Origin of the sequence: Paracoccus sp. J39 (assembly GCF_000518925.1) — a bacterium.
Classification (GTDB): Bacteria; Pseudomonadota; Alphaproteobacteria; order Rhodobacterales; family Rhodobacteraceae; genus Paracoccus.
The window spans coordinates 55,502-81,858 of record NZ_JAEN01000019.1 but is presented as its reverse complement, the minus strand read 5'-3'; the positions used below and the strand labels follow the sequence as shown (position 1 = coordinate 81,858).

The following is a 26,357-nucleotide window of genomic DNA, read 5'->3' as shown; positions in this document are numbered from 1 at the left end:
TGCAGGTGACGCGGCGTAACGATATGTCCAGTTGAAACCAAAGCTAGGTCCAGATGAGCGACCGGATTCCCGTCGAGATGTTCTTTCTGCGCGATGGCGAGGCAGGCACGCTGCAGGCGCGGCTGGCGGCGGCCATCGTGCGGGCCATCCTGGAGACCCGCGCACGGCCGGGCACCCGGCTGCCCTCGTCGCGGGGGCTGGCCGAAACGCTCGGCATCTCGCGCATGACGGTGACGCTGGTCTATCAGGAACTGATCAGCCAGGGCTATCTGGAAACCCGGCCGCGTTCCGGCATCATGGTGGCCGCCACCGTGCCGCATCGGCGGCTGAAGATGCAAGAGCCGCTGCCGCGCGAGACCGCGCTCGACTGGGACAGCTGGCTGCCCAAGCAGCCGCCGCGCCAGCGGGTGATCCGCAAGCCGGCGAACTGGCGCGATTTCCGCTATCCCTTCATCTATGGCCAAAGCGATCCGGCGCTGTTCGACCACAACGCCTGGCGCGACTGCGCCCGCCGCGCCTGGGGGACGCGGGATTTCGGCGAGCTGGCCTCGGATCTCTACGGCGCCGACGATCCGATGCTGATCGACTACATCTGCTCGCATTCCCTGCCCCGGCGCGGCATCCAGGCCGATCCGGACGAGGTGCTGGTGACGCTGGGCGCGCAGAACGCGCTGTTCATCACCGTCGAGCTTCTGGCGCGCGGCGACCGGCTGGCGGTGACCGAGGACCCCGGCTATCCCGATTTCGCCGAGACGCTGCGCCGCGCCCACAGCCCGACCACCTTCCTCGACGTGGACGAGGGCGGGCTGAACCCGGAGCTGCTGCCGCAGGGCACGCGGCTGGTGATCGTCACGCCCAGCCACAACATTCCGACCGGTGCCACCATGCCCCTGGCCCGGCGCCGCGACCTTTTGGCCCGCGCCGCCGCGCATGACTTCCTGATCGTCGAGGACGATTACGATTTCGAGATGTCCTATCTGGCGCCGCCGGCCCCGGCGCTGAAATCGCTCGATCGCGCCGGGCGGGTGATCTATATCGGCAGCTTCTCGAAATCGCTGTTTCCGGGGCTGCGCATCGGCTACATGGTCGCCCCTGCCCCGCTGATCGCCCGGGCGCGCGCGCTGCGCGCCATCATGCTGCGCCACCCGCCGAACCACCTGCAGAGGATCACCGCCTATTTCCTGGCGCTGGGCCATTACGACGCGCATATCGTGCGGCTGCGCGGGGCGCTGAAACGCCGGCGCGCGCTGATGGAGGAGGCGCTGGCCGCCACGCCGCTGCGCATCGCCGGGGCGGCGCGCTCGGGCGGGTCGAGCCTGTGGATCGAGGGGCCGGAAGGCATCGACAGCAGCCTTCTCGCCACGCGGCTGCAAGCCGACAGCGTGCTGATCGAACCGGGCGAGGTGTTTTTCGAGACGCCGCCCGCGCCCTGCCGCTTCTTCCGGCTGGGCTATTCCTCGATCCGCGAGGGCGAGATCGCGCCGGGAATCGCCCTGATCGCCCGCCGCGCCATGGAACTGGCGGCCTAACGGGCGGGATGACGGGCCGGTGGAGCGGCCCCAGGGCGGCAGCGCCCGCCGGAAGCGGCGGAGGGCAACCGCGCGGGGCGGTGCGCATCCGGCGAAGGCGCCGGCGCCGCGCGGCTTTCCGAGGGGTGCCAGATGCCGCGCCGTGTCCCGGAAAAGGGGGCTTTGCCCCCGCGCGTTCCGCGCTCCCCCAGGATATTTGGACAAGAAAGAAGGCCGAAGGGACCGGCGGCGGCTTCGGATCGATATTCCTGGCGGCTTGAAGCCCGGGGAAGGCGTCGTTGGATGCGTCCAGGGACAGGTGCCTTGCTACGGGCGGTCTACGCCAAGGCCGAGGCCGGGCCGTGCATCGGCGCCTTGGCGCGCGTGGAGGGCGCGACGGCGACGGGTCCGTCGCGCCGGTTTTGCAGCGGAGGCGGCCGGATCGTGCCGCGGCATTTCCCGCTATGGCATCGGCGGGCAAGCCTGTGCAAAGACCGGGAAACCCTGTGCCCTTGCGCCTTGCCGGGGCGGAATGATAGACCGAAAGGCAAGTGTCGCGCGGGGCTCGCCCGGCGGTGGCCAGCACAGATAACGCAACGTCGGACTAAGGGGAAAACACGCGCATGACGATGACACGGACCAGCTTTGACAAGGAAGATCTGCTGGCCTGCGCCCGTGGCGAACTGTTCGGCCCCGGAAATGCCCAACTCCCCGAACCGCCGATGCTGATGATGGATCGCATCACCGACATCTCGGCCGATGCCGGGCCGCATGGCAAGGGCCATGTCACCGCCGAATTCGACATCCATCCCGACCTGTGGTTCTTTGCCTGCCATTTTCCCGGCAACCCGATCATGCCGGGCTGCCTGGGCCTCGACGGGCTCTGGCAGCTCACCGGCTTCAACCTGGGCTGGCGCGGCTGGCAGGGGCGCGGCTATGCGCTGGGGGTGGGCGAGGTCAAGCTGACCGGCATGGTCCGCCCCGACCGCAAGCTCTTGCGCTATCACGTCGATTTCACCAAGGCGGTGCAGACCCGCCGCCTGACCATGGGGGTCGCCGACGGCCGAGTCGAGGCCGATGGCGAAACCATCTACGAGGTCAAGGACATGAAAGTGGCCCTGTCGGCCGCCTGATCCATGAACAAGGAGCACGCCATGCGGCGCGTCGTCATCACCGGGCTGGGCATCGTCTCTCCCATCGGCAACAACGCCACCGAGGTCACCGAGAGCCTGCGCGCGGGCCGCTCGGGCATCGTCTTCGCCCCCGAATATGCCGAGCACGGCTTCCGCAGCCAGGTCCACGGTATGCCGGACATCGTGCTCGAGGACCATGTCGACAAGCGCAACCTGCGCTTCATGGGCGCGGGCGCGGCCTATAACTTCATCGCCATGCAGCAGGCGATCGAGGATGCGGGCCTGGCGTCCGAGGATGTCTCGAACGAGCGCACCGGCCTGGTCATGGGCTCGGGCGGACCTTCGACCGCGAACCTGTTCGAGGCGCATCGCACCGTGATCGAGAAGGGCGCGCCCAAGCGCATGGGGCCCTTCATGGTGACGCGCTGCATGTCCTCGACCAATTCGGCCTGCCTGGCCACGCCCTTCAAGATCAAGGGCGTGAACTATTCGATCACCTCGGCCTGCTCGACCTCGGCGCATTGCATCGGCAACGGCACCGAACTGATCCAGATGGGCAAGCAGGACATCGTCTTCGCCGGCGGCGGCGAAGAGCTGGACTGGACGCTCAGCTGCCTGTTCGATGCCATGGGCGCCATGTCGTCCAAGTATAACGATACGCCGCAAACCGCCTCGCGTCCCTTCGACGCCACCCGCGACGGCTTCGTCATCGCCGGCGGCGCCGGGGTGGTGGTGCTGGAGGAACTGGGCCACGCCTTGGCCCGCGGCGCCCGCATCTATGCCGAGGTCACCGGCTACGGGGCCACCAGCGACGGCTATGACATGGTCGCGCCTTCCGGGGAGGGCGGAGAACGCTCGATGCGGCTGGCGCTCTCCACGCTGCCCGAGGGGCGCCGCGTCAGCTATGTCAATGCGCATGGTACCTCGACCCCGGTGGGCGATGTGGGCGAGATCAAGGCGTTGCGCCGGGTCTTCGGCGAGGGCGCCGTGCCGCCGGTTTCCTCGACCAAATCCCTCACCGGCCATTCTCTGGGCGCGACCGGCGTGCACGAGGCGATCTATTCGCTGCTGATGATGCAGCAGGGCTTCATCGCCGCCTCGGCCAATATCGCCGCGCTGGACCCCGAGATCCGGCCCGAGGAGATCGCGCAAGCCCGCCTGGACGATGTCGATTTCGATAGCATCCTTTCCAACAGTTTCGGTTTTGGCGGCACCAACGCCACGCTGCTCCTGTCGAAATACCGCGAATAAACCAAGAAAAGGTAAAGCCATGGGCGAATTGTTGAAAGGAAAGCGCGGCCTGGTGATGGGGGTCGCGAATGACCGCTCGATCGCATGGGGAATCGCCCGGGCGCTGGCCGGCGAGGGGGCGAAGCTGGCCTTTACCTATCAGGGCGAGGCTTTCGGCAAGCGGGTCGAGCCGCTGGCCGCCGCGCTGGGGTCGGACTTCCTGATGGATGTCGATGTGCTGGACGACGAATCGCTCGACCGCGCCTTTGCCACGCTGGATTCGCGCTGGGGCGGGCTGGACTTCCTGGTTCACGCCGTCGCCTATTCGGACAAGAACGAGCTGACCGGGCGCTTCATCAACACGACCCGGGACAACTTCAAGAACTCCTTGACGATTTCCTGCTATTCGCTGATCGACCTGGCCCGGCGGGCCCAGCCCCTGATGTCGAATGGCGGCTCGATCATCACCCTGACCTATGCCGGATCGAACCGGGTCACGCCGTTCTACAACGTCATGGGGGTGGCCAAGGCCGCACTGGAATCCTCGGTCCGCTACCTGGCCAACGACCTGGGCCCCGAGGGGATTCGCGTCAACGCCATCAGCCCCGGTCCGATGAAGACGCTGGCCGGCGCGGCCATCGGCGGCGCACGCAAGACCTATCGCCATACCGAGGCGAACGCCCCCCTGCGCGCCAATGCCACGCTGGAGGCGATCGGCGGCACGGCGGTCTGGCTCTGCTCGGATTGGGGCGCCTGCACCACCGGCGAGGTCGTGCTGGTCGATGGCGGCTATCACGTGCTGGGCATGCCGCAGTCGGAAAACCTCTGATGACCCTTCGATTCTACCGGGCGGAGGATGGCGCGCGGCTGGCCTATCGCGACGCGGGCGAGGGCCTGCCGGTTCTGGCGCTGCCCGGCCTGACCCGCACGGGGCGGGATTTCGACTATGTGGCGCCGCATCTGGCCGGCCTGCGGCTGATCCGGCCGGATTATCGCGGCCGGGGCGCGTCGGACTGGACCGGCGCGGACAGCTATACCATCCCGCAGGAGGCCAGGGACGTTCTGGCGCTGCTGGACCATCTGGGGATCGACCGGGCGGCGATCCTGGGCACCTCTCGCGGCGGCCTCATCGGCATGGTTCTGGCGGCGACGGCGCCGGACCGGGTGCTGGGCCTGTGCCTCAACGACGTGGGGCCGGTCCTGCAGCGTGGCGGACTTGCGAAGATCTGCGACTATATCGGACGCAATCCCGCCGGCACCAGCCTGGCCGACCTGGCGCAGCGCCTGCCCGCCGCCATGCCCGGCTTTGCCAATGTGCCGCCCTCCCGCTGGCTGGAAGAGGCCGAGCGGCATTATGTCGAAACGCCCGAGGGTCTGCGCATCAATTACGACCCGGCGCTGCGCGATGCGTTTCTCGCGGCCTTCGGCGGGCCCGAGGTCGATCTGTGGCCGCTTTTCGACGCGGCAGCGAAGCTGCCGCTGGCCCTGATCCGCGGGGCCAATTCCGAGCTGCTCTCGCATGACACCGCGGCCGAGATGCAGCGCAGGCGGCCCGACATGATCCTGGCCGACGTGCCGGATCGCGGCCATATCCCCTATCTCGACGAGCCCGAGGCCGTGGCGGCGATCAACGCCTGGCTGGCCCGGATGGGCTGACCGCCGGCAGACGGGATGAGCGACGCCTTGGCGGCCATATTTCCGCGCAATCACCGCGACGGGTGATCGCCGCGGGTCGGCGCGGCGTCGCGCCCGGCTCTTGCGACCTGGCGCATGGTCTCGCCCTGCCCTTCGCCGGGCCGGGCAAGGCGCGGGCATCGCATGGGCTGCACGGGGCGGAGGTCACCCTGCCAGCAATGCGGCGTTGCCGCCTGCTGCGGTGGTGTCGACGCAAAGGTGGCGCTCATGGGCGACATGAGCCAGGTCGGGCATGGCGGTGACCAACTGCACGATCTCGCCCTCGCGCGCGGCCAAAGCCTCGGCATAGGCGCGGCCCTGTGCCTCGTCGCCCCACCAGAGCACGGCGGAAAGCTGCGGCAGCCGGGTCAGCGCCTCGGAGGGCAGGGTGCCGTCGGCGCCGACCGCCTGCCCGCCAAGCGCCTCGACCGCCGCCACCTGCGCCCCCACCGCCTCGACCCCGGGTCCGAGGCACAGCACCGGCGGGCGGCTATGCGCGGTCAGGCGGTTCAGCTCTCCGGTCGGGCCGGGCATCAGGCGCTCCTCGATCTTCTTCGGGGCCGCCCTGGCCAGCGCGCCGCGCAGCCGGGCCTCGTCGGCCTGGCCCTGCCATGCCCCTGCGGAAACCGAAGGCGCGGCGGGCGCGAAGAAGCGCGGCACATAGCGCGGCCCGCCGGCCTTGGGCCCGGTGCCCGACAGCCCCTCGCCGCCGAAGGGCTGGCTGCCGACCACGGCGCCGATCTGGTTGCGGTTCACATAGATATTGCCGACATGGATGGCGTCCGAGACCTCCTGCACGCGCGAGTCGATGCGGGTGTGCAGCCCGAAGGTCAGGCCGAAGCCGCGGGCGTTGATCTCGGCGATCACCTGGTCCAGCTGGTCGCCCCTGAAGGTCGCGACATGCAGGACCGGGCCGAAGATCTCGCGCTCCAGATCGGCGATGCCCGAGACCTTCAGCAGGGTCGGCGGGATGAAGAACCCCCGCGACGGCACCGCCAGCTTGTGCAGCACGCGGTTTGCATTGGCGGCGATGTAATCGGCGATTTCCTTTTGCGCGCCGGGGTCGATCACCGGGCCGACATCGGTGGTCAGATCCCAGGGGTCGCCCAGGCGCAGCTCGTCCATGGCGCCCTTGATCATCTGGATCAGATGCGGCGCCACGTCCTCCTGCACATAAAGGCAGCGCAGCGCAGAACAGCGCTGCCCGGCCGAGCGGAAGGCCGAGTTCACGATGTCGCGCACCGCCTGTTCCGGCAGCGCGGTGGAATCGACCACCATCGCGTTCAGCCCGCCGGTCTCGGCGATCAGCGGCGTGCCGGGCGCCAGGTTCGCGGCCATGGTGCGGGCGATGGTCTGCGCGGTCTCGGTCGAGCCGGTAAAGACCAGCCCCGCGACGCGCAGGTCCGAGGTCATCGCGGTGCCGACCACGCTGCCGCGGCCGGGCAGCAGTTGCAGCGCGGTTTTCGGAACGCCCGCCTGATGCAGCAGGCCGATGGCATAGGCGGCAATGATCGGCGTCGGCTCGGCAGGCTTGGCGATCACCGCATTGCCGGCCATCAGCGCCGCCGCGATCTGGCCGGTGAAGATCGCCAGCGGGAAGTTCCACGGGCTGATCGCGCCGACGATGCCGCGCGGGGCATCGGAGCAATTCTCGCCCTCGGCGGCGTAATAGCGCAGGAAGTCCACCGCCTCGCGCAGTTCGGCCACCGCATCGGCCAGCGCCTTGCCGGCCTCGCGGCCGAGAATGCCGAAGATCGGGCCGTAATGGTCTTCGTAAAGATCGGCGGCGCGGCGCAGCACCGCGGCGCGTTCCGCCGCCGGCGCGTCCCAGATGCGCGCATCGTCGATGGCGCGGGCGGCGGTCTCGGCATCGACCATAATCACCCGGGCGATCTTTTCCCCCGTCGCCGGGTTGACGACATCCTGCATCTTGCCCCTGGGCTCCGAGACGGTCAGCGGCATGGCATCCGGGATCGCCACGTCGCGGGCGGCATAGATACGGGCCAGCGTTTCCTCGTCGGTCAGGTCGAAGCCGGTCGAGTTCCGACGCGAGGCCCCGAACAGCGCCTCGGGCGCCACTAGCGACCGCGGCGGCTGGGCAGTCGCCCGCGCCTCGAACGGGTCGCGGGCGACCTCCTCGGGCGAGACCGCCTCATCCACGATCTGGTGCACGAAGCTGGAATTGGCGCCGTTCTCCAGCAGGCGCCGCACCAGATAGGCCAGCAGGTCGCGATGCGCGCCGACGGGCGCATAGATGCGGCAGCGAGCGTTGTGGTCGCGCAGCACGATGTCGTGCAGCCGCTCGCCCATGCCATGCAGGCGCTGGAACTCGAAGCGGATGTCGCCCGCCATCTCGAGGATCGCCGCGACGGTATGGGCGTTATGGGTGGCGAATTGCGGATAGATGCGGTCGGCATAGCCGATCAGCTTGCGGGCATTGGCGATATAGCTGACATCGGTGGCCACCTTGCTGGTGAACAGCGGAAAGCCAGGGAAGCCCTCGACCTGGGCGCGCTTGATCTCGGTGTCCCAATAGGCGCCCTTGACCAGCCGCACCATGATGCGCCGGTCCAGCCGCGTGGCGGTTTCATAAAGCCAGTCGATCACCTGCCCGGCGCGCTTGCCATAGGCCTGCACCACGACGCCGAACCCGTCCCAGCCGGCCAGCGAGGGATCGGCCAGCACCGCCTCGATCACCTTCAAGGACAGCACCAGCCGGTCCTGTTCCTCGGCGTCGATGTTCATGCCCATGCCGGCGGCCTTGGCCTGCCGCGCCAGCTTCAGCACCACCGGCACCAGCTCGGTCATCACCCGGGATTCCTGCGCCACCTCGTAACGCGGATGCAGCGCGGACAGCTTGATCGAGATGCCGGGATTGTCCTCGACCGAGCCCCTGGTGCAGGCTTTCGCAATCGCCGCGATGGCGTCGGAATAGGCGCGGTCGTAGCGCGCCGCATCCGCCCCGGTCATCGCCGCCTCGCCCAGCATGTCGTAGCTGTAGGTGAAGCCCTGCGCCTCGCGTTTCGCCGCGCGTTCCAGCGCCGCCTCGATGGTCTGGCCCAGCACGAATTGCCGGCCCATCTCCTTCATCGCCCGGCCGACGGCGGTGCGGATCACCGGCTCGCCCAGCCGCCGCACGGCGCGGCGCAGGGTGCCGGCAATCCCGGCCTGGTCGTCGTCCAGCACCTTGCCGGTCAGCATCAGGGCCCAGGTCGAGGCGTTGACCAGCGACGAGGACGCCTCGCCCAGATGCCTGCCCCAGTCCGAAGGCGCGATCTTGTCCTCGATCAGCGCGTCGATGGTCATCCGGTCGGGCACGCGCAGCATCGCCTCGGCCAGGCACATCAGCGCCACGCCCTCGCGCGTGGACAGCCCGTATTCGGCCAGGAAATGCTCCATCATCGTGGGCTTCGCCTCGTCACGGATGCGGCGCACCAGATCGGCGGCCCGGCGCGTGATCGCGGCCCGCTGGCCGGCGCCCAGCTCCGCCTGCGCGACCAGCCGGTTCAGCAGCTCCGCCTCGTCGGCGAATTTCGCCTGGGCGGAAAACACCTCCGAAAGCCCGATGGGGTTGACACGAGTCATGCCGATCTCCTTATTCGATGCGACAGTATTATCAGATGCGGGCTAGGCGGTGCGCCTGAAGATGGGCCACTTTCTAGGCTGTTGGAACAAATTCGAGGCGATTTTCAGAATGGACCTGAACCTGGACGCGCAGGACCGCAAGATCCTGGCGGAACTGACCGAGAATGCCCGAATCCCGATCGCCGAGCTGGCGCGGCGGGTCGGGCTCTCCAAGACCCCGGTGGCGCAGCGCATCAAGCATCTGGAAGAGATCGGGCTGATCACCGGCTATCGCGCCATCCTGTCGCCCCTGAAGCTGGGCCTGACCCATGTGACCTATGTCGAGGTCAGCATGAACGACACCCGCGAACATGCGCTGCAGCAGTTCAACGCCGCCGTCCGGGCCATCCCCGAGCTCGAGGAATGCTACATGATCGCCGGCAGCTGCGACTATCTGATGAAGGTCCGCTCGCGCGACATGGCCGATTTCCGCCGCATCCTGGCCGAGAAGATCTCGGTCCTGCCTCATGTCAGCAACACCTCCAGCCATGTCTCGATGGAGGCGGTGGTCGAGCAGAACTGGACCGCCCTCTAGCCGAGCGCAGCCAGCCCCTCGCGCTGGAAACGCTCGATCAGCGCCAGTTCCTCGGCGTTCAGCGCGATGCCCTCGGCCTCGGATCGCGCGCGGGCGGCAAGGCGGCGCTGGCCGGGCAGGCGCGCGCCCTGCCCCAGGATGGCGTCGAACAGCGCCTCGGCCCGGGCCAGCGGATCGCCCGGCCGGCCGGCGGCGAAGCGCGCGGGCGAAAAGGCCAGGATCAGTTCGCCATGTTTCGGCGCCAGGCTAAGCGTGCCCAGTTCCTCCAGCGCGCCCTGGCTGGTCAGGTCGCCGATCATCACCCCCGCCAGCAGCTCGACCATGGTCGAGAGGGCCGAACCCTTGTGCCCGCCAAAGGGCAGCATGGCGCCGGAAAGCGCCGCCTCGGCATCGGTGGTCGGCGCGCCTTCGGCATCCAGCGCCCAGCCCTCGGGCAAGGGCTCGCCGGCCCCCGCCAGAAGCTCGATCTCGCCCCGGGCGACGCAGGAGGTGGCGAAGTCGAAGACGTAAGGCGCGGCCCCCGGCCGGGGCCAGCCGAAGGCGATGGGATTGGTGCCCAGAAGCGGCTTCGCGCCCCCCGCCGGGGCAACGGCGGCGTAGCTGGGACACATGGCCAGAGCGGCAAGGCCGCGCGCCGCCAGCGCCTCGACTTCGGGCCACAGCGCCGAGAAATGCACGCAGTCGTTGATGACCAGCGCCGCGAGCCCCAGCTTTTCGGCCCGGCCCGCCAGCGCCGGCAGGCCCAGCTCGAAGGCGGCAGGGGAAAAGCCGCCATCCGCCGCGACGCGGATCACTGCGCTGCCCTCGTCGATCAGCTCGGGTCGGGCGCCGGGCGAAACCTTGCCGACCGCCAGCGTGCGCAGGCAACCTTCGATGCGATAGATGCCGTGCGATTTGGCGCCGTCGCGCTCGGCGGCGGTGATGATGCGGGCGATGGCATCGGCCTGCTGGGCGTTGAAGCCCGCGCGCATGAAAAGCGACTCGACCATCCGGCCAAGTTCGGCCACCGACACCATCGTCACTTCGCCCATGCGCCCATCCCTTGTCTGGTGCGGGCCAGAAAACCGGATTTTCCGGTCCGGGGCAAGCGTTCAGGACCGGGCCCTGCCCCAGAGGCCGGCATCGCGGACCAGCATCCGCGCCCCGGCCAGCGTTGCGGTGATCGTCTCACCCGCGCGGCCGCAATCGTCTGTGGCGCGTCCGCGACGCCTCGGCTAAAGCGACGGGAAAAGGGGGGCGCATGGACTTCAAGTGGCTCGAGGATTTCCTGGTGCTGGCCGAGACGCACAGCTTCTCGCGTTCGGCCGAGCTGCGCGGCGTCACGCAAAGCGCCTTCAGCCGCCGCATCCGCGCGCTCGAGGAATGGCTGGGCACCGACCTGCTGTCGCGCGACAGCTATCCGGTGACGCTGACCCCGGAAGGCGTGCTGTTCCGCGAGACGGCCGAGGAGGCGGTGCGCATGATCAACGCCCGCCGCGCCGAGTTCCGTGATCATGCCCGAAGCCGCGGCGGCGAGATCTCGTTCGTGGCGCTGCACAGCCTGACCGTGACCTTCCTGCCGGGCTGGCTGATGCGGCTGAAGGCGGCGGCGGGGCAGATGACCAGCCGCGTCAAGCCCGAGAATTTCGACCGCTGCATCGGGGCGCTGACCGAGGGCGGCTATGATTTCTTCCTGACCTACGCCCATCCGCAGGTGAACATCCCGCTGGACCCGTCGGGCTATCCGCATCTGGTGGTCGGCCATGACAGCCTGGTCGCCGTCGCCCGCCCGGGCTGGCCCGAGGAATGGCTGGCCGAAGGCATGCCGATGCTGAAATATTCCCGCGGCTCGTTCCTGAACGCCATGGCGCGCATCGCGCTGGCCCAGCCCGGCGCGCCCAAGGTCTATGTCGCCCATACCGACGAGGCCAGCATGGCCGAGGCGATGAAAAGCATGGCGGTGGCCGGTCACGGCATGGTCTGGCTGCCCCGCCTGCTGGTCGAGGCCGAGATCGCCTCCGGCCGGCTGGAAATCGTCGCCCCCGAGCTGCCGATGGAGATCCGGCTTTACCGCAATGCCGCCCGCGGGCGCGGCATCACCGGCCGGGTCTGGCAGGCGGCGCGCGAGCTGGGCGAAGGTTATGCAGGATCGGAATAACCTAGCGCGACTTGGCATTGGAAAATTCGCGCAAGCCTGCCTAAATCTTTGACACATGGGGCACAACCGGGCCCCGTCATCGCAACAGTTCCGACAGCATGCGCGCCGCGCGCCAGGTCCGCCGTCCCGGCGGGGCCTGCGCGCCTGCGCCCGAGGTGACCATGAAAAAGACCCGCATCGAACATGACCTGCTTGGCGACCGCGAGGTGCCCGCCGACGCCTATTGGGGCGTCCACACCCTGCGCGCCGTCGAGAATTTCCCGATCTCGGGCCGTCCGATCGGTGAAATTCCCGAACTGATCCGCGCGCTGGCCGCGATCAAGCAGGCGGCCGCGCTGGCCAATGCCGATCTGCGCCTGCTTTCGCCCGAGCGCCGCGACGCCATCGTCGCCGCCTGCGAGGAAATCCGCGCGGGCCGGCTGCACGACCAGTTCGTCGTCGACCAGATCCAGGGCGGCGCCGGCACCTCGACCAACATGAATGCCAACGAGGTGATCGCCAACCGGGCGCTGGAGCTCATGGGCCATGCCAAGGGCGAATACCAATACCTGCACCCGAACGAGCATGTGAACATGAGCCAGTCGACCAACGACGTCTATCCGACGGCGCTGCGCCTGGCCTCGTGGAAGGGGCTGCAGAAGCTGATCGGCGCGCTGGCCTCGCTGCGCGGCGCCTTCGCTGAGAAGGCGGTCGAGTTCGCCGACATCCTGAAGATGGGCCGCACCCAGCTGCAGGAAGCGGTGCCGATGACCCTGGGCCAGGAATTCAACACCTATGCCATCATGATCGGCGAGGACGAGGCGCGGCTGGCCGAGGTCTCGCAACTGGTCTGCGAGATCAACCTGGGCGCCACCGCCATCGGCACCGGCATCACCGCGCATCCCGAATATGCCGAACGGGTGCGGGCGCGGCTGGCCGAGATCACCGTGATCCCGGTGGTCACCGCTGCCGACCTGGTCGAGGCGACGCAGGATTGCGGCTGCTTCGTGCAGGTCTCGGGCGTGCTGAAGCGGGTGGCGGTCAAGCTCAGCAAGACCTGCAACGACCTGCGGCTGCTGTCCTCGGGCCCGCGCGCCGGCTTCAACGAGATCAACTTGCCGGCGAAACAGGCCGGCTCCTCGATCATGCCGGGCAAGGTCAACCCGGTGATCCCCGAGGTGATGAACCAGGTCTGCTTCGAGGTGATCGGCAACGACATGACCATCACCATGGCGGCCGAGGGCGGCCAGCTGCAGCTGAACGCCTTCGAGCCGGTGATCGCCTACAGCCTGTTCCGCTCGGTCGATCACCTGGTCGCCGGCTGCGCCACGCTGCAGGAGAATTGCGTCAAGGGCATCACCGCCAACCGCGACGTGCTGAAGGAATCCGTGCGCCGGTCCATCGGCATCGTCACGGCGCTGAACCCCTATATCGGCTATGCCGCCGCCACCGAGGTCGCGACCGAGGCGCATCTGACCGGCCGCGGCGTCTACGAGTTGGTGCTGGAAAAGGGCCTGCTGCCCAAGGAGCGGCTGGATGCCATCCTGCGCCCGGAAAGCCTGACCCGCCCGCAGCTTTTCGTCGCCTGAGATACAACCGTCGGCCGACTCGGCCCTGGCCCCGACCTGACCCCTTTCAGGCCGGGGCCTTGGCATTTTCTTGTTGCAACGCACGGATTTCCGGAAAACCGCGCCGTCAATTCCGTTGCGTCAAGCCCCGAGTTTTGCTAGCGTTCACGCAATAGGTATTTCCTTCTTGAGAATCCAGCACGGGGCTGCCCTCCCCGTTGCCAAGTCGATCGGCGCAAGGTCGTATCCTCCCCGGATGTGCATGTGCAGGCGGGATGGTCCGGCCGAACAGGTCTGACATCGTTCGCAACGCATCCCGCCGCCATCCGCGCCGGGTCATTCAGCGAGGGCTCCCCCATGCTCGACACTCCCGGCGTCTATGTCCAGGAAATCCCCAGCGGTAGCGCGCCGATCGCCGGCGTGGCGACCTCGAATACCGCCTTCATCGGCGTTCTCGGGCAAGGCCCGGTCGGCCGTGCCACCCGCGTCACCTCATGGGGCGAATTCGAGCGGGTCTTCGGCGGCCTGCATCCGCTATGCGAGACCAGCTATGCGGTGCGCAACTATTTCCTGAACGGCGGCAACATCGCCTTCATCGTGCGCGCATCGAACGGCGCCACCCCCGCCTCGGTGCTGCTGCCGCCGAACAATGCCGGGCTGACGCTGGCGGCCTCGTCCCCCGGCGCCTGGGGCAACAGCCTGCGTATCGGCGTGGCGCGGGCCGGCGGGGCGGGCGTCACCAGCTTCGACCTGCTGGTGCGGCTTTACCGCGGCAATGACGTGATCCGCGAGGAATCCTATAGCGGCCTGTCGGTGAACAGCGCCCATCCGCGCTATGTGACGCGGGTGCTGGCCGCGGAAAGCCAGCTGGTCAGCGTCTCTGCCCATGCCAACGGCAACCTGCCCAATGCCACGCAATCGGGCGGCAGCGACGTGACCACGCTGGACGGGCTGCGCCAGCTTGGCGCGGCGGCGCTGGCGGCCATGACCACCCAGGGCGCCGACGGCACCCTGCCCGGCGATACCGACGCCTGGCAGAACCTGGCGGTGAACGCGCTGGGGGCCGGCATCGACGCGCTGGACGCCATCGTGCCGGACGTGTTCAACCTGATGTGCCTGCCTGACCTGTCGGTGCTGGGCCATGCCCGCCGCGCTGTGGCGGCGCAGGTCTACCAGCGTGCCTATGCCTATTGCGAGCGGCATTTCGCCTTCCTGATCGTCGATCCGCTGGAGGGCACCACCCGCGCCAATATCCTGGAATGGACCGCCGCGCTGGGGGGCACGATCCGGCGCAACGCGGCGCTGTATTTCCCCAAGCTGACGGCGCCCGACCCGCTGAACCCGACGCAGAACCGCAATTTCGCCCCCTCGGGCGCGGCGGCGGGCATCATCGCCCGAACCGATGCGACGCGCGGGGTCTGGAAAGCGCCGGCCGGCACCGCGGCGGGCGTCGCCGGCGGCCGGCCGGTCGATGTGATGACCGACCCGCAGCAGGGACCGCTGAACGTGCAGGGCATCAACGTGATCCGTACCTTCCCGGTCTACAACACCGTGGTCTGGGGCGCGCGCACGCTGGACGGGGCGGATGCGCTGGCCTCGGAATGGAAATACGTCCCGGTGCGCCGGCTGGCGCTCTATATCGAGAACAGCCTGCTGCGCGGGTTGCAATGGGTGGTGTTCGAGCCGAATGACGAGCCGCTCTGGGCCTCGGTGCGGCTGAACGTCACCGGCTTCATGTCGCAGCTGCACCGGCAGGGCGCCTTCCAGGGTGCCTCGGCCCGCGACGCCTTCCTGGTGAAATGCGACGGCGAGACCACCACCCAGGCCGACATCAACCTGGGCATCCTGAACATCTATGTCGGCTTCGCCCCGGTCCGCCCGGCCGAATTCGTCATGCTGCGCATCCAGCAGCGCCTGCAAACCACGAACTAAGGGGGTCCGACCATGGCACAGTTCAGCATCAACGCCACCCGCTTCGACCCCTACAAGAACTTCAAGTTCCGGGTGAAATGGGACGGCCGCTATGTCGCCGGCATCTCGAAGGTCTCGGCCTTGAAACGCACCACCGAGGTGGTCGAGCATCGCGAGGGCGGCGATCCGTCCGTCTCGCGCCGCAGCCCCGGCCGCACCAGCTTCGAGGCGATCACGCTGGAGCGCGGCGTCACCCATGACGTCGAGTTCGAGCAATGGGCGAACAAGGTCTGGAACTACGGCTCGGGCCTGGGCGCCGAGGTTTCCCTGCGCGATTTCCGCAAGGACCTGGTGATCGACCTTTACAACGAGGCCGGGCAGCTGGCGCTCTCCTATCGCGTGTTCCGGGCCTGGGTGTCGGAATACCAGGCGCTGCCGGAACTCGACGCCAATGCCAATGCCGTCGCCATCCAGTCGATCAAGCTGGAGAACGAGGGCTGGGAACGCGACTACGACGTGGCCGAACCCAGCGAGATTTCCTTCCTGGAGCCGGCGGTCTGACGCCATGATCGGGGAAGCATCATGCTGGACGGCGACGCGCTCCTTGACCTCTACCAGCGCGGCCGGGCGGGCGATGCGCTAGGCCGCGCCGCGCTGCTCGGCCGCGCCGCCGCCGGGGCAGGCGCCGAGACGCTGCCCTTGGGCGAGCTCGACCGCCGCATCTGGGCGCTGCGCACGCGGCTTCTCGCGGACATGGCCAGGCCGGCAGCCGACGAGGCGGTCTGCACCTGCCCCGCCTGCGGCGCGCGGCTGGAATTCACCCTGCCCGCCGATTTCGTTCCGCCCCCGGCGGTTGCCCAGACCGTCGCGGTGGAGTGGCGGGGGAAAACCCATATGCTGCGCCTGCCCTGCCTTGCCGATTTCGGCCCGCAGGGTTTGCGGCTTCAGGCGCTGGGGACGGCGCCCTGGCACGATCCCGGCTTTGCGGCGCTGGCGGCCGAGGCATTGCAAGCCGCCGATCCGGCGCTTGGCCTGACGCTGGCCATGGACTGCCCGGAATGCGGCGCGGCGCTGGACGAGGGCTTCGATCCCGCCGCCTGGCTCTGGGCCGAGATCGAGGACATGGCCCGCGGGTTGCTCGACGAGGTGGTGCGGCTGGCCCGCGCCTTCGGCTGGTCCGAGCGCGAGATCCTCGCCATGCCGCCGGCGCGTCGCGCGCTTTATCTCGCCGAGGTGGCGCCATGACCCTGTTCGACACCCTCAGCCGCCGCTTCCTGCAGCCGCCGGCGATCCTGCCCCGCCCGCGCCAGCGTTTCGAGGGGGATGCCCCGGATGCGGGCTTCTCCGAGGAGACGGCGGAACGCCTCGCCGCCCCGCCACGCCCGCCGCTGCCGCGGACCGAGCCGCCGCGCCCGCCGACACCGGCCCCGGCGCCGAGACCGGCAGCGCCGGTTGCCGAGGCTTTGCCGCAACGGCTCGCCCCGGCGCCGCAAGCCCAGCCGCACCCCGCGCCGGCCCATGCGCCCGCCCCGGTCGCCCGGGATGCACCGCAGGCGCCGGGCATCACGATCGAGCCAGTTCCGCGCCCCGGCGATGCGCCGACGCCCCCTGCCGCGGAAGCCCCTGCGCCCCAGCCGACGCAGGGGCCGCCCGAACCCCGCACCAGAGCCGCGCCGGAGGAACCGCGCCGGCCGGCCGAACCGCGCCAGCCCCGCGCGCCGCAGACCGTCGAGCCGCCTGCCCCGCCCCGGATGCGCGTCAGCCCGGCCGCATCCGAGCCCGCCAGCGCGACCGAAGCCGCGCCGCCCGCGCCGGTCCCGCAAGCCCCCCCGAAAGTCGAGATCCATATCGGCCGGATCGAGGTCGCCGCCGCGAAACCGCCGCCCGCCCCGCCCCCGCAAGCCGCAAGGCCCGGCCCCGCCCCGCGCCCCGCGACGCCGGCCCGGCCTGGCCTGACCGACTATCTCGGATGGAAGCGATAGGATGTCGAACGCGCTCGCCATAGCCGCCGTGACCGCGATCCTGAGGGACCGGCTGAATGACGGGCTGCTCAATGCCAACCTGGATTCCATCGGCCAGTTCAGCGTCACTTCCTCGCCCCCCGACCGGCTTGAGGATGACGCCGAGCCGACCAACCGGCTGAACATCTACCTGTGGAACGTCACCCGCAACGCCGCCTGGTCCAGCCAGCGCCTGCCGGCCCGCAGCGCCTCGGGGGCGCGCATCGATAATCCCTGGCTGGCGCTGGACCTGCATTACATCCTGACCGCCACCGGCGCCGAGGACCTGAATGCCGAGATATTGCTGGGCTACGGCATGCAGGTGCTGCACGAGACCCCCGTGCTGACCCGCGCCGACATCCGCGCCTCGCTGGGCGGCGCCGATCCGGCGGTGGATGCGAGCCTCTTGCCGGCGCCGCTGCGGCTGCTGGTCGCCGCGGATCTCGCCGAACAGTTCGAGCAGATCCGCGTGACGCAAGCCGTGCCGGAAAGCCGCGACCTCGGCCAGATCGAGACGCTGAGCAACATCTGGTCGGCCTTTTCCGCGCCGCTGCGGGCCTCGGCGCTGTATCAGGTGGCCTGCGTGCTGATCGAAAGCCGCCGCCCGGCGCGCTCGGCCCTGCCGGTGCTGACCATCGGCGGCCGCACCGCGCCCCTGCAGGCACCGCGCATCCTGCGGGTGGCGGCGCTGCCCGGCGGCGCGGGGACGCTTCCCGACCCGATGGCCGCGATCCTGCCCGGCGGCTGGGTGGCGGCCGAGGGCACGGCGCTGGCCGCCGAGCGGATGCGGGTCATGCTGGGCGGGCGGCCGATCACGGTAGCGGCGGCGAATGTCGACGCGCGGCGCATCGACCTGCAGCTGCCCGCCGACCAGCCGGCCGGCATCGCCCGGCTGATGGTCGATCACCTGTTCGAGCCTGCGCCCGGCCAGGCAGAGCGGCTTTGGGAAAGCTCGAACGCGCTGCCGTTTGCCATCGCGCCGGTGGTGACGGCGGTGGCGCGGGCCGGCACGGTGACCGCCGGCCGCTTCACGGGCAGCGTGACGCTGACCCTGGGCCATCCGGTGGGCGAGCGGCAGACGGCGGCGCTGCTTTTCAACCCGCTGCCCGGGGGGTCGGCGCCGGCCTTCTCGGTCCCGGCGCGGCTGGTCGAGGGCAGCACCGACCGCATCCGCGCCGATCTGGCCGGCGTGGTCGCAGCCGATTATGTCGTGCGGGCCGAGATCGACGGCGCCGCCAGCCTGCCCACGCTGGGGCCGCAGGGCTTCGACGGGCCGGTCGCGGATCTGGACCCATGACCCGGCACCAGACCATATCCGCCGCCGCGCGGCAGGCACGGGCGCTGGAGCTGGCCGGCCGCCACGCCATGGCGCTGCTGCAAGGCGAACCGGCCGGGCCGCTGCTGGCGCAGATCGAAGACCTCTCGGCCCTAGGGCCGGTGGCGCTCTTGCAGATCGCCCGGCGCTTCGGCCTGTCGGCGCTGGATCTCGACCTGTTCTGCCTGATCGCCGCTCCCGAGCTGGGCATCGAACCCGCCGCCGCCCTGGCCGCGCACCCGCTGGCCCAGCATGGCCGCGCCACCCCGGCGCTGTGCGGCATGGTGCTGGGACCCGAGGCCGGCCCGGCGCTCTCTGCCGCCGCGCTGCTGCGCCAGGGGGCACTGGTCGAGGCGCTGCCGGGCCATGGGTTTGCGCAGCGGCTGCTGGCGGTGCCCGAGGCGGTGGCCTCGGCCCTGATCGGCGCGCCGGTCCCCGATCCGGCGCTGGCCCCGGCGCTCTCGCCCTGCATGGCCGCGCCCCATCCGCAGGCGGGCGCGCTGGCCGAGGCGCTGCTGAAGGCGCGCGCGGAAAACCCGGCGCCGATCCTGCACCTGGCCACCGCCGACCCGGCCGAGGCCGGCGCGCTGGCCGCCGAGGCCGCGGCCGGGCTGGGCCTGCACCTGGCGGCGCTGGAGCCGCGGCTGCTGCCGCAGGACCTCGACCCGGCCCGCGCGGCGCAACTGCTCAACCGCGACGTGGTGCTGACCGAAACGGCCATGCTGATCCCCGCCACGCCCGAGGGCTGCCTGATCGCCGACCGGCTGCTGGGACCTTGCCTGCTCTGGGGCATCGACCCGCATCGCACGCAGCGGCCCCGCGCCAGCCTTATCCCGGCCCGCGCCGCCCCGCTGCCCGGCAGCGAAATGGCGGATGCGCGGGCCAGCCACGCCACCGGCCTGGCCCCCGACCTGCCGGCGCTGATCCGCGCCCGCGCCGCGCAGGGGCTTGAGGGGCTGGCGCAGCGGATCAAGCCGCAGGCGCGCTGGGACGACCTGGTCCTGCCGCCCGCCCAGCTTCAGCAATTGCGCCAGCTTGCCGCCTGCCGCCGCCACGGGCCGCTTGTGCTGGACGATTGGGGCTTTCGTGCCAAGTCGGCGCGCGGGCTGGCGCTGACCGCGCTCTTCAGCGGTCCCTCGGGCACCGGCAAGACCATGGCGGCCGAGATCCTGGCCCGCGAATTGTGCGAGGACGGTGGCGCGCTGGCGCTCTACCGCGTCGATCTGGCGGCGCTGACCTCGAAATATATCGGCGAGACGCAGAAGAACATCGGCCGCATCTTCGACGCCGCCGAAGATGCCGGGGCGGTGCTGCTTTTCGACGAGGGCGAGGCGATCTTCGCCCGCCGCTCGCCCGAGGTGAAGGACAGCCACGACCGCCACGCCAATTCCGAGACCTCCTATCTGCTGCAGCGGCTGGAAAGCTATGCCGGCATCGCCATCGTGACCACGAACCTGCGCGCGGCGGTGGACGACGCCTTCCTGCGCCGCTTCCGCGCGGTGATCGACTTCCCCTTTCCCGACGCCGCGCAGCGGGCGCTGATCTGGCGCGCGGTGCTGCCCGAGGCGCTGCCACGCGACGCCATCGACTTCGACGCGCTGGCCCGGCTGGCCGTGACCGGCGGCTTCATCCGCTCGATCGCGCTGACCGCCGCCTGGCTCGCGGCCGAAAGCGGCGGGCGGCTGGGCATGGCGCATCTGGAGCGCGCGGCGCGGCAGGAATACATGAAGCTCGGCAAGCCGCTTTCCGAGGCGGAACTGCGGGGCTTCCGATGAGCGGCGCGGTCACCCTGCATATCGGCGCGCTGTCCCTGCCCGGCCTGTCCGAGGCCGAGGCCGCCCGCGCCGCCCGCGCCTTCGAGGCCGAGCTGGCGGCGCTTCTGGAACGCCACGGCCTGCCGCCCGGCACCCGCCCCGCCGACCTGGAGCGCGTCGACCTGGGCCGGCTGCCCGTCGGCGCCGGCACGCCCGAGGCGATGGGCCGCGAACTGGCCCGGGCGCTGCTGCGGAGGCTGGGGCCATGAGCGCGCTGCGCAAGCCTGCCGCGCCCGAACCGGCGCCGCGCGAGCCGGCCCGCGCCAGGCCGCGCTGGAAGGTGGTGGTGGCACCGCCCCGGACTGAGGCGGCCGAGGCCCCGGACCATATCCCTCTGGAGCGGCTGCGCCAGGCCGCGGCGCCGGGGCTGCATCGCGCCGACCTGCCCTTCCGCCCGGCGCTGGAGGCGATGTTCGGCCCGCTGCCGCCGGTCCAGGTGCTGACCGGCGCCCCGGTCGAGGCGGCGCTGGACCGCAAGGGCGCCGAGGCGGCGGCGCAGGACGGCGTGCTGTTCCTGCGCCGCGACGCGGCCCTGCCGGTCGTCGCGCATGAGCTGGCGCATGTGCTGCAATCCCGCGCCCCGCGGCAGGACGCCAAGACAAGCCCCGAGGCCGAGGCGCAGCGGGTCGAGCTGCAGGCGCGGCTCGGCGCCCCCCCGCCGCCGGTCGCGGCGCGGCTGGCCCCCGGCACCATCGCCTTCCGCATGCAGGGCGCGCAGGACCCGGTCCCTCAGCCCGATCCGCCCGTCGCCGTGCCGCCCCAGCCGGCACCCGAACAGCCGGCCCCGCCGCTGGCGGAGCATGTCCCGCCAAGCACGCAGCCCGCAGCCGATGCGCCGGAGGCAGTCGCGCCGGAACAGCTCGGCCCGGCGCCCGAACCCGACCTCGGCGCCGAGACCGAGGCCGCCGCGGCCGAGGCGGAAGCGGCCAGCGCGGCGCTGGAGGCGGCGCAGGACGCCGATGCAGTGATGGCGGCCTTTGCCGCCGCCCCGCCCTCGGTCAAGGCGCGCGAGGCGGCGGGGCTGGGCGCGCGGATCGAAGCCGCCTCGGCCCGCGCCCGCGCCGCCGAGGATGCCGCCCTGCCGGAATTGCGGGCCGAGATGGCGCCGGGCGAGCCCCTGCCCGCCGCCCCGCCGGTCACAACCCCCGCCGCCACGGCCGGGGCGCTGGAGGCCCAGACGCCGCCGCCCGCGCCGCTGCCCGATCTGGCGCCGACCCCGGACCCCGGCCAGGCGGCCGCCAATGCCAGCCTCGGCCCGCTCTTCGAGCGCGATTTCACCGCCGGCGACCCGCAATCGCTGGAGCGCAGCTTCGACCGGGTCCAGACCCGCGACGGGCAGGTGGCGACCTCGGCCGGGGCGCGCCCCGACGTGCCGCTGGCCGGCGAAACCGATCCGGCCCGCGTCGCGGACCAGGAGGCCGCCGCCGGCACGCAGGCAACCGAAGCCGGCACCGCCGCCGCCCGCGCTGTGATCGACGGCCCCGGCCCCGAGCAGGCGCAGCTGCGCGAGATGTCCGAGAGCTCCGCCCTGCCGCCGCGCCCGGCGCCCGAACCCGCGCCGGCCCTGCCCCCGGTCGAGGGCGCCGCCGCCTTCGCCGCCCAGCCGCTGGACGCGACCACGGTGGCGCTGTTCGACCGCGCGCATGGCCCGGCGATGCAGGAATCGCTCGGCCAGGCGCAGGCCGATCTGGACGCCGCCGCCCAGAGCCGCGAGGCCGGGCGCGAGGCGGAGCTGGCCCATGCCGAGGCGGAGCAGGCGCGGCTGAACGCCGAGGCCGATCATGCGCAGCGCGACGAGGTGATCGCCCGGCGCGCCGACATCCAGTCCGCCCGGCAGGACGCGCTGGACCAGCAGGCCGGCCATGTCTCGGACCTGCGCGACGAGGCGGCCTCGGCCCGCAGCGAGGCCCGGGGCGAGGTGGATGCCGAGGTCGGCCGCGTTGAAACCCGCATCGACGCCGATTTCGTCCAGGCCGAGCGCGAGGCCGAGGCCGAGGTGGCGCAGGGCGAAACCCGCGCGCAAGCGAGCCGCGACGAGGCCGAGCGCGAATCCGAGAACCAGAGCTGGTGGGACCGCGCCGTCAAGTGGGTCAAGGCGCAGCTCGAACGGCTGACCGCCGCGATCAATGCGATCTTCGACGCGGTGCGCACCGCCGTGCGCGACATCATCAAGGCGGTGAAATCGGCGGCGCTGGGGCTGATCGACGCCGCCGCCGGGCTGATCAAGGGCATCATCGAGGCTTTCGGGGCGCTGCTGAAGACCCTGGTGAACCGGCTGCTGGCCGAATATTTCCCCGCCATCGCCGCGGCGCTGAACGCCGCCATCGACGCGGCGGTGACGGCGGCGACCGCGGCCATCGACCGCATCGCCAATGCGCTGAAGGCCGGCATCGAATTCCTGATGAACGCGCTGGCCGCGGGGCTGGACGCGCTGCTCGCGGCCTGGCAGGCGGCGGTCAACGCGGCGCTGGCTCTGGCCCAGGCGGCGCTGTCGGGCGACTGGGCGGCGCTGGCCCGGCTGATCCTGTCGCCGATCCTGATGGCGCTGGGGATCCAGCCCGACGCCTTCTTCCAGCTTTTCGCCCGCGCCGCGCAGGCCATCGACCTGATCGTCGCCAATCCCGGCGGCTTCGTGCAGAACCTGCTGGAGGCGGTCAAGGGCGGCATCCAGCGCTTTGCCGACAATTTCCGCCGCCACCTGATCGCCGGCATCATCCTGTGGCTGACCGGCCCGCTCGGCCGCGGCATCACCATGCCGGCGGAATTCGACCTCTGGGGCCTTCTGGACGTGGCGCGCCAGGCGCTCGGCCTGACCTTGGAGACCGTGCGCCGCGTCGCCGTGCGCGTGCTGGGCGAAAGCGCCGTGCAGAAGATCGAATACGTGCTGAGCTATGTGCGGGCGCTGATCACCGGCGGCTGGCAGGGGCTGTGGGAGCAGCTGACCAGCGACCTTGCGATGCTGCGCGACATGGTGCTGGACCAGCTCAAGACCTTCCTGCTGGAAAAGGTGGTGCTGGCCTCGATCATGTGGCTGGCCGGCATGTTCAACCCGGTCGGGGCGCTGGTGAAGCTGGTGATGACGATCTGGAACTTCATCCAGTTCCTGCGCACCCAGCTCGCCCGCATCTTCGCCGTGGTGCAGACCGTGATCAACACCATCTGGGAGATCGCCACCGGCGCGCTGGAGCCGCCGATGCGCGGGGTCGAGCAGGTGCTGGCGCGGCTGCTGCCGGTGGTGCTGGACCTGCTGGCGCGGCTGATCGGCGTCTCGGGCATCCCCGAGAAGGTGCAGGAGGTGCTGCGCGCCGTGCGGCTGAAGATCGAGACGGCGCTGGAAAACCTGATGCGCCGGGTGCTGGCCGCCTTCGGCATAGAGGGCAGACAGGCCGAGACCCCCGCCGCCGGCCAGATCATGGCGCCGATCCATTTCCGCGCCGGTTCCGAAGCCCACACCCTGCTGATCGAGGACGAGGGCGAGACGGTGCGCCCCGTCATCCGTTCGGATCCGACGCCCTTGGTGCAATGGCTGGACGGCCGGCTGGGCCAGCCCTTCACCGATTACGCGGCGCAGAAGAACTGGCGCGGCGTGGTGCTGGCGAACAAGCGCGCCGAGCTCGAGGCGCTGGTCGCCGCCGCCAAGGCCGAGGAGGCGCAGCTGGACGCCCAGGCCGAGCTGACCGAGGACGCGGTGAACGCGGCCCAGGCCGAGGGCGCCTCGGAGGCCGTCAAGGCCGAGGCCGCCGCCAAGGCGCAGGAGACGCAGGCCAAGGGCGAGCAGACGAAAAGCGCCGTGGCGCGGGTGCTGGAATTCTTCGGCATCAGCATCGTGCCGCTGGACCAGAAATTCGCCCCCGAGCTTGAGGCGATGGCCCCCTCGCTGTCCGAGAACCTGCGCCGCTACGTGCTGCCCAATCTGGACGTGGCGCGCTATACGCCGCTGGACTGGCGCGGCTTCGCCACCATGCTGGCCGGCGACGGCAGTGCGACCGAGCCCTGGCGGCGGCCGGCCAATGCCACGGGCGCCGCCCGGCGCTTCACCGGTGGCGGTTTCGACGCGTCCGTCTCGGCCGAGGCGCGGCGGCTGGCCAAGGCGCTGAGCCTGCCGAATGCCGATACCTTCCTCGGCACCGAACCGGCATTCGACCCGGCGCGGGTCGGCCAGCTTTTCGGCGACCATCTGACGCGGCGGCTGAACGAGGGCGGCGCGACGCTGGCAATCACCGACCAGCTTCTGGCCGGCGGCGGGCCGGATTATCCGGCGCTGATGACGGCGCTGGCCACGCCGCTCTCCGAGGCGGTGACCGCCATGTGCAGCGCCGGCACCGACAGCCACGACCACGCCTTCGAGCGGGTGACGGGCAGCTATTTCCGGACGGTGATCGTCGATCAGTTCGACAGCGTGATGACGCAGGGCGGCTGGGGCACCTATTACCAGGACGACGCCATGAACGCCGCCGGCAGCGGCGAGGGCGGGGTGACGAAGCCGCTGGGCCATTTCGTGCGCCCCGACCCGACCGGCAAGGCCGGCTCGAAACGCGCGGCGCGGAACGGCCAGCGGCTGGCCGATGCGGTCAGGGGCGCCGATCCCGGCCAGCACGAATGGATCGCCTCGCGCTTCGCGGCGCAGATCATCCGCAATGCCGCCGACGATGTCGAGCGCGGCGAGACCGAGCGGCTGCGCGGGCTGTGCGAGCTGATCCAGTTCCAGCACCGGGTCCGCACGCCCACCAGGCAGCTGATCTTCGCGCCCCAAGGCCCCTATCCGGCGCAGAAGGTGGTCATCAGCTATCAGGCCTATGGCCACCGCATGGACCCGGAATGGAAGGACACGCCCGAGGACCGCCTGCCCGAGGCGCGGCGCGCGGAATGGTATCCGCCGGGCAGCCCGCATCAGGGCGCGCGCATCGGCATCATGCAGGGCCATCCCGGCGCCATCTATGCCCGCGTCAGCGGCGGCGTCCCCAGCCCCGAGATCAAGCAGCAGACCGCCGGTCACGGCACCTGGGACCAGGCGCTGGAGGGGATCGTGGCCCGCGACCTCTCGGACGGCACGGTCTATTTCAGCGAGATGCACCAGATGGCCGAGAACATCGTCCGCTTCTTCCGGCTGACGGTCTGGAACGGCGAGACGCTGCCCGAGGGCGGCTCGGCCTACGGCGAATATTTCAACTCTGGCCAGCAGGCCGAAAGCCTGTCGGCGCTGGCCGCCGAGTATCGCGGCTATTTCCCGAATTTCGAGGCCACGCTGCAGGCCCAGATCGACCAGGTGAGGAGCGCCTAGATGTCCGGCTATTCCCGCTCGCCCCGCTTGCTGAAAGGCGCCATCGTCGCCTTCCGCCCGCCGGTGCCGCTGCCCGAGGTGATCCCCTTCCAGATCAACCCGGAAAGCCTGCAACGGACCATCGAGGCCAATGCCGCCGAAAGCGAGGGCGGCGCCGACAGCTTCCGCCTGGCCGGCGCCCCGAAAGAGGTCATCAAGGTCGAGGCGGTGCTGGACGCCAGCGACGACCTGGAAAAGGGCGAGGCCGAGGAACTTGGCCTGCATCCGCGCCTGGCGCAGTTGGAGACGCTGCTTTACCCCGCCGCCTCGACCGTCATCGCCAATGCGGTGCTGCTGCGCCTGGGCACGGTCGAGATCCTGCCCGCCAGCGGCACCTTCACCCTGTTCATCTGGGGCAAGACCCGCATCCTGCCGGTGCGGCTGAAATCCCTGTCGATCACCGAGGAAGCCTATGACCCCCGGCTGAACCCGATCCGGGCCAAGGTGTCGATGGATCTGGCGGTGCTCAGCTATTCGGACCTGGAAAGCAGCCATCCCGGCTATGCCATGTTTCTCAGCCACCAGCTGGTCAAGGAAACCATGGCCATGGTCGGGCGCATCAACTCGCTGGGCTCGGTTCTGGGCTCGGACGTGAAGATAATGTGAGGG

General features: G+C 70.4%; 19 protein-coding genes. 17 read left to right on the top strand and 2 right to left on the bottom strand.

Features of this window, described 5'->3' with window-relative positions:
* Positions 1–53 precede the first annotated feature (53 nt).
* From L632_RS0116535 to L632_RS0116515, 5 genes are all read left to right on the top strand, one after another.
* Positions 54–1,529 (top strand): PLP-dependent aminotransferase family protein, encoded by a 1,476-nt coding sequence (locus L632_RS0116535; RefSeq protein ID WP_028717152.1) that lies wholly within the window; start codon positions 54–56, stop codon positions 1,527–1,529.
* Positions 1,530–2,131: 602 nt separating this feature from the next.
* A complete protein-coding gene (fabA, locus tag L632_RS0116530; RefSeq protein ID WP_028713698.1) occupies positions 2,132–2,641 on the top strand; it encodes a bifunctional 3-hydroxydecanoyl-ACP dehydratase/trans-2-decenoyl-ACP isomerase in 510 nt (169 codons plus the stop codon).
* 21 nt (positions 2,642–2,662) lie between these two features.
* A complete protein-coding gene (fabB, locus tag L632_RS0116525) occupies positions 2,663–3,892 on the top strand; it encodes a beta-ketoacyl-ACP synthase I (RefSeq protein WP_028713697.1) in 1,230 nt (409 codons plus the stop codon).
* A 19-nt stretch (positions 3,893–3,911) separates the two neighbouring features.
* The gene (locus L632_RS0116520; RefSeq protein ID WP_028717151.1) at positions 3,912–4,700 is read left to right on the top strand and encodes an enoyl-ACP reductase; all 789 of its coding nucleotides are present in this window, start codon (positions 3,912–3,914) and stop codon (positions 4,698–4,700) included.
* A complete protein-coding gene (locus L632_RS0116515) occupies positions 4,700–5,527 on the top strand; it encodes an alpha/beta fold hydrolase (RefSeq protein WP_028713695.1) in 828 nt (275 codons plus the stop codon). Before L632_RS0116520 ends, L632_RS0116515 begins: the two co-directional genes overlap by 1 nt.
* A gap of 183 nt (positions 5,528–5,710) precedes the next feature.
* Here L632_RS0116515 and putA read toward each other — a convergent pair whose 3' ends face one another.
* Complete coding sequence (gene putA / locus L632_RS0116510; RefSeq protein WP_028717150.1) at positions 5,711–9,130, bottom strand: bifunctional proline dehydrogenase/L-glutamate gamma-semialdehyde dehydrogenase PutA; 3,420 nt, start codon at positions 9,128–9,130, stop codon at positions 5,711–5,713.
* A gap of 109 nt (positions 9,131–9,239) precedes the next feature.
* Between putA and L632_RS0116505 the strand changes: the two genes are divergently transcribed.
* Positions 9,240–9,704, top strand: a complete 465-nt coding sequence (locus L632_RS0116505) for an Lrp/AsnC family transcriptional regulator (RefSeq protein ID WP_028717149.1) — start codon at positions 9,240–9,242, stop codon at positions 9,702–9,704.
* On the opposite strand, the gene L632_RS0116500 is transcribed toward L632_RS0116505, so the two are convergent.
* Positions 9,701–10,735: an Ldh family oxidoreductase gene (locus L632_RS0116500; protein WP_028717148.1), complete on the bottom strand. Its 1,035-nt coding sequence runs from the start codon at positions 10,733–10,735 to the stop codon at positions 9,701–9,703. The two genes, L632_RS0116505 and L632_RS0116500, sit on opposite strands and share 4 nt — an antisense overlap.
* A gap of 209 nt (positions 10,736–10,944) precedes the next feature.
* Between L632_RS0116500 and L632_RS0116495 the strand changes: the two genes are divergently transcribed.
* From L632_RS0116495 to L632_RS0116445, 11 genes are all read left to right on the top strand, one after another.
* Positions 10,945–11,841 carry a LysR family transcriptional regulator gene (locus tag L632_RS0116495; RefSeq protein WP_028717147.1) on the top strand — a complete coding sequence of 299 codons (897 nt, stop codon included), beginning with the start codon at positions 10,945–10,947 and terminating at the stop codon, positions 11,839–11,841.
* A gap of 161 nt (positions 11,842–12,002) precedes the next feature.
* Positions 12,003–13,409, top strand: a complete 1,407-nt coding sequence (gene aspA, locus L632_RS0116490) for an aspartate ammonia-lyase (protein ID WP_036698625.1) — start codon at positions 12,003–12,005, stop codon at positions 13,407–13,409.
* A 336-nt stretch (positions 13,410–13,745) separates the two neighbouring features.
* Positions 13,746–15,320 (top strand): phage tail sheath C-terminal domain-containing protein, encoded by a 1,575-nt coding sequence (locus L632_RS0116485; protein ID WP_028717146.1) that lies wholly within the window; start codon positions 13,746–13,748, stop codon positions 15,318–15,320.
* Between the two features lie 12 nt (positions 15,321–15,332).
* On the top strand, positions 15,333–15,860 hold the full coding sequence (locus L632_RS0116480) for a phage tail protein (protein WP_028713688.1): 528 nt from the start codon (positions 15,333–15,335) through the stop codon (positions 15,858–15,860).
* Positions 15,861–15,881: 21 nt separating this feature from the next.
* The gene (locus L632_RS23595) at positions 15,882–16,544 is read left to right on the top strand and encodes a hypothetical protein (RefSeq protein WP_051416286.1); all 663 of its coding nucleotides are present in this window, start codon (positions 15,882–15,884) and stop codon (positions 16,542–16,544) included.
* Entirely contained in the window at positions 16,541–17,281 is a 741-nt protein-coding gene (locus L632_RS0116470; RefSeq protein ID WP_028713687.1) for a hypothetical protein, read from the top strand. The genes L632_RS23595 and L632_RS0116470 overlap by 4 nt, the downstream gene beginning before the upstream one ends.
* A gap of 1 nt (position 17,282) precedes the next feature.
* Positions 17,283–18,596, top strand: coding sequence for a DUF4255 domain-containing protein (locus L632_RS22930; RefSeq protein WP_051416285.1), 1,314 nt, complete (start codon positions 17,283–17,285; stop codon positions 18,594–18,596).
* Positions 18,593–20,389, top strand: coding sequence for an AAA family ATPase (locus L632_RS22925; protein ID WP_051416284.1), 1,797 nt, complete (start codon positions 18,593–18,595; stop codon positions 20,387–20,389). Before L632_RS22930 ends, L632_RS22925 begins: the two co-directional genes overlap by 4 nt.
* Entirely contained in the window at positions 20,386–20,637 is a 252-nt protein-coding gene (locus L632_RS0116455) for a hypothetical protein (RefSeq protein WP_036698595.1), read from the top strand. Before L632_RS22925 ends, L632_RS0116455 begins: the two co-directional genes overlap by 4 nt.
* Positions 20,634–25,709 carry a hypothetical protein gene (locus L632_RS23590; protein ID WP_051476471.1) on the top strand — a complete coding sequence of 1,692 codons (5,076 nt, stop codon included), beginning with the start codon at positions 20,634–20,636 and terminating at the stop codon, positions 25,707–25,709. The genes L632_RS0116455 and L632_RS23590 overlap by 4 nt, the downstream gene beginning before the upstream one ends.
* Positions 25,710–26,354, top strand: coding sequence for a hypothetical protein (locus L632_RS0116445; RefSeq protein ID WP_028713686.1), 645 nt, complete (start codon positions 25,710–25,712; stop codon positions 26,352–26,354). It abuts the gene before it with no gap.
* Positions 26,355–26,357 lie beyond the last annotated feature (3 nt).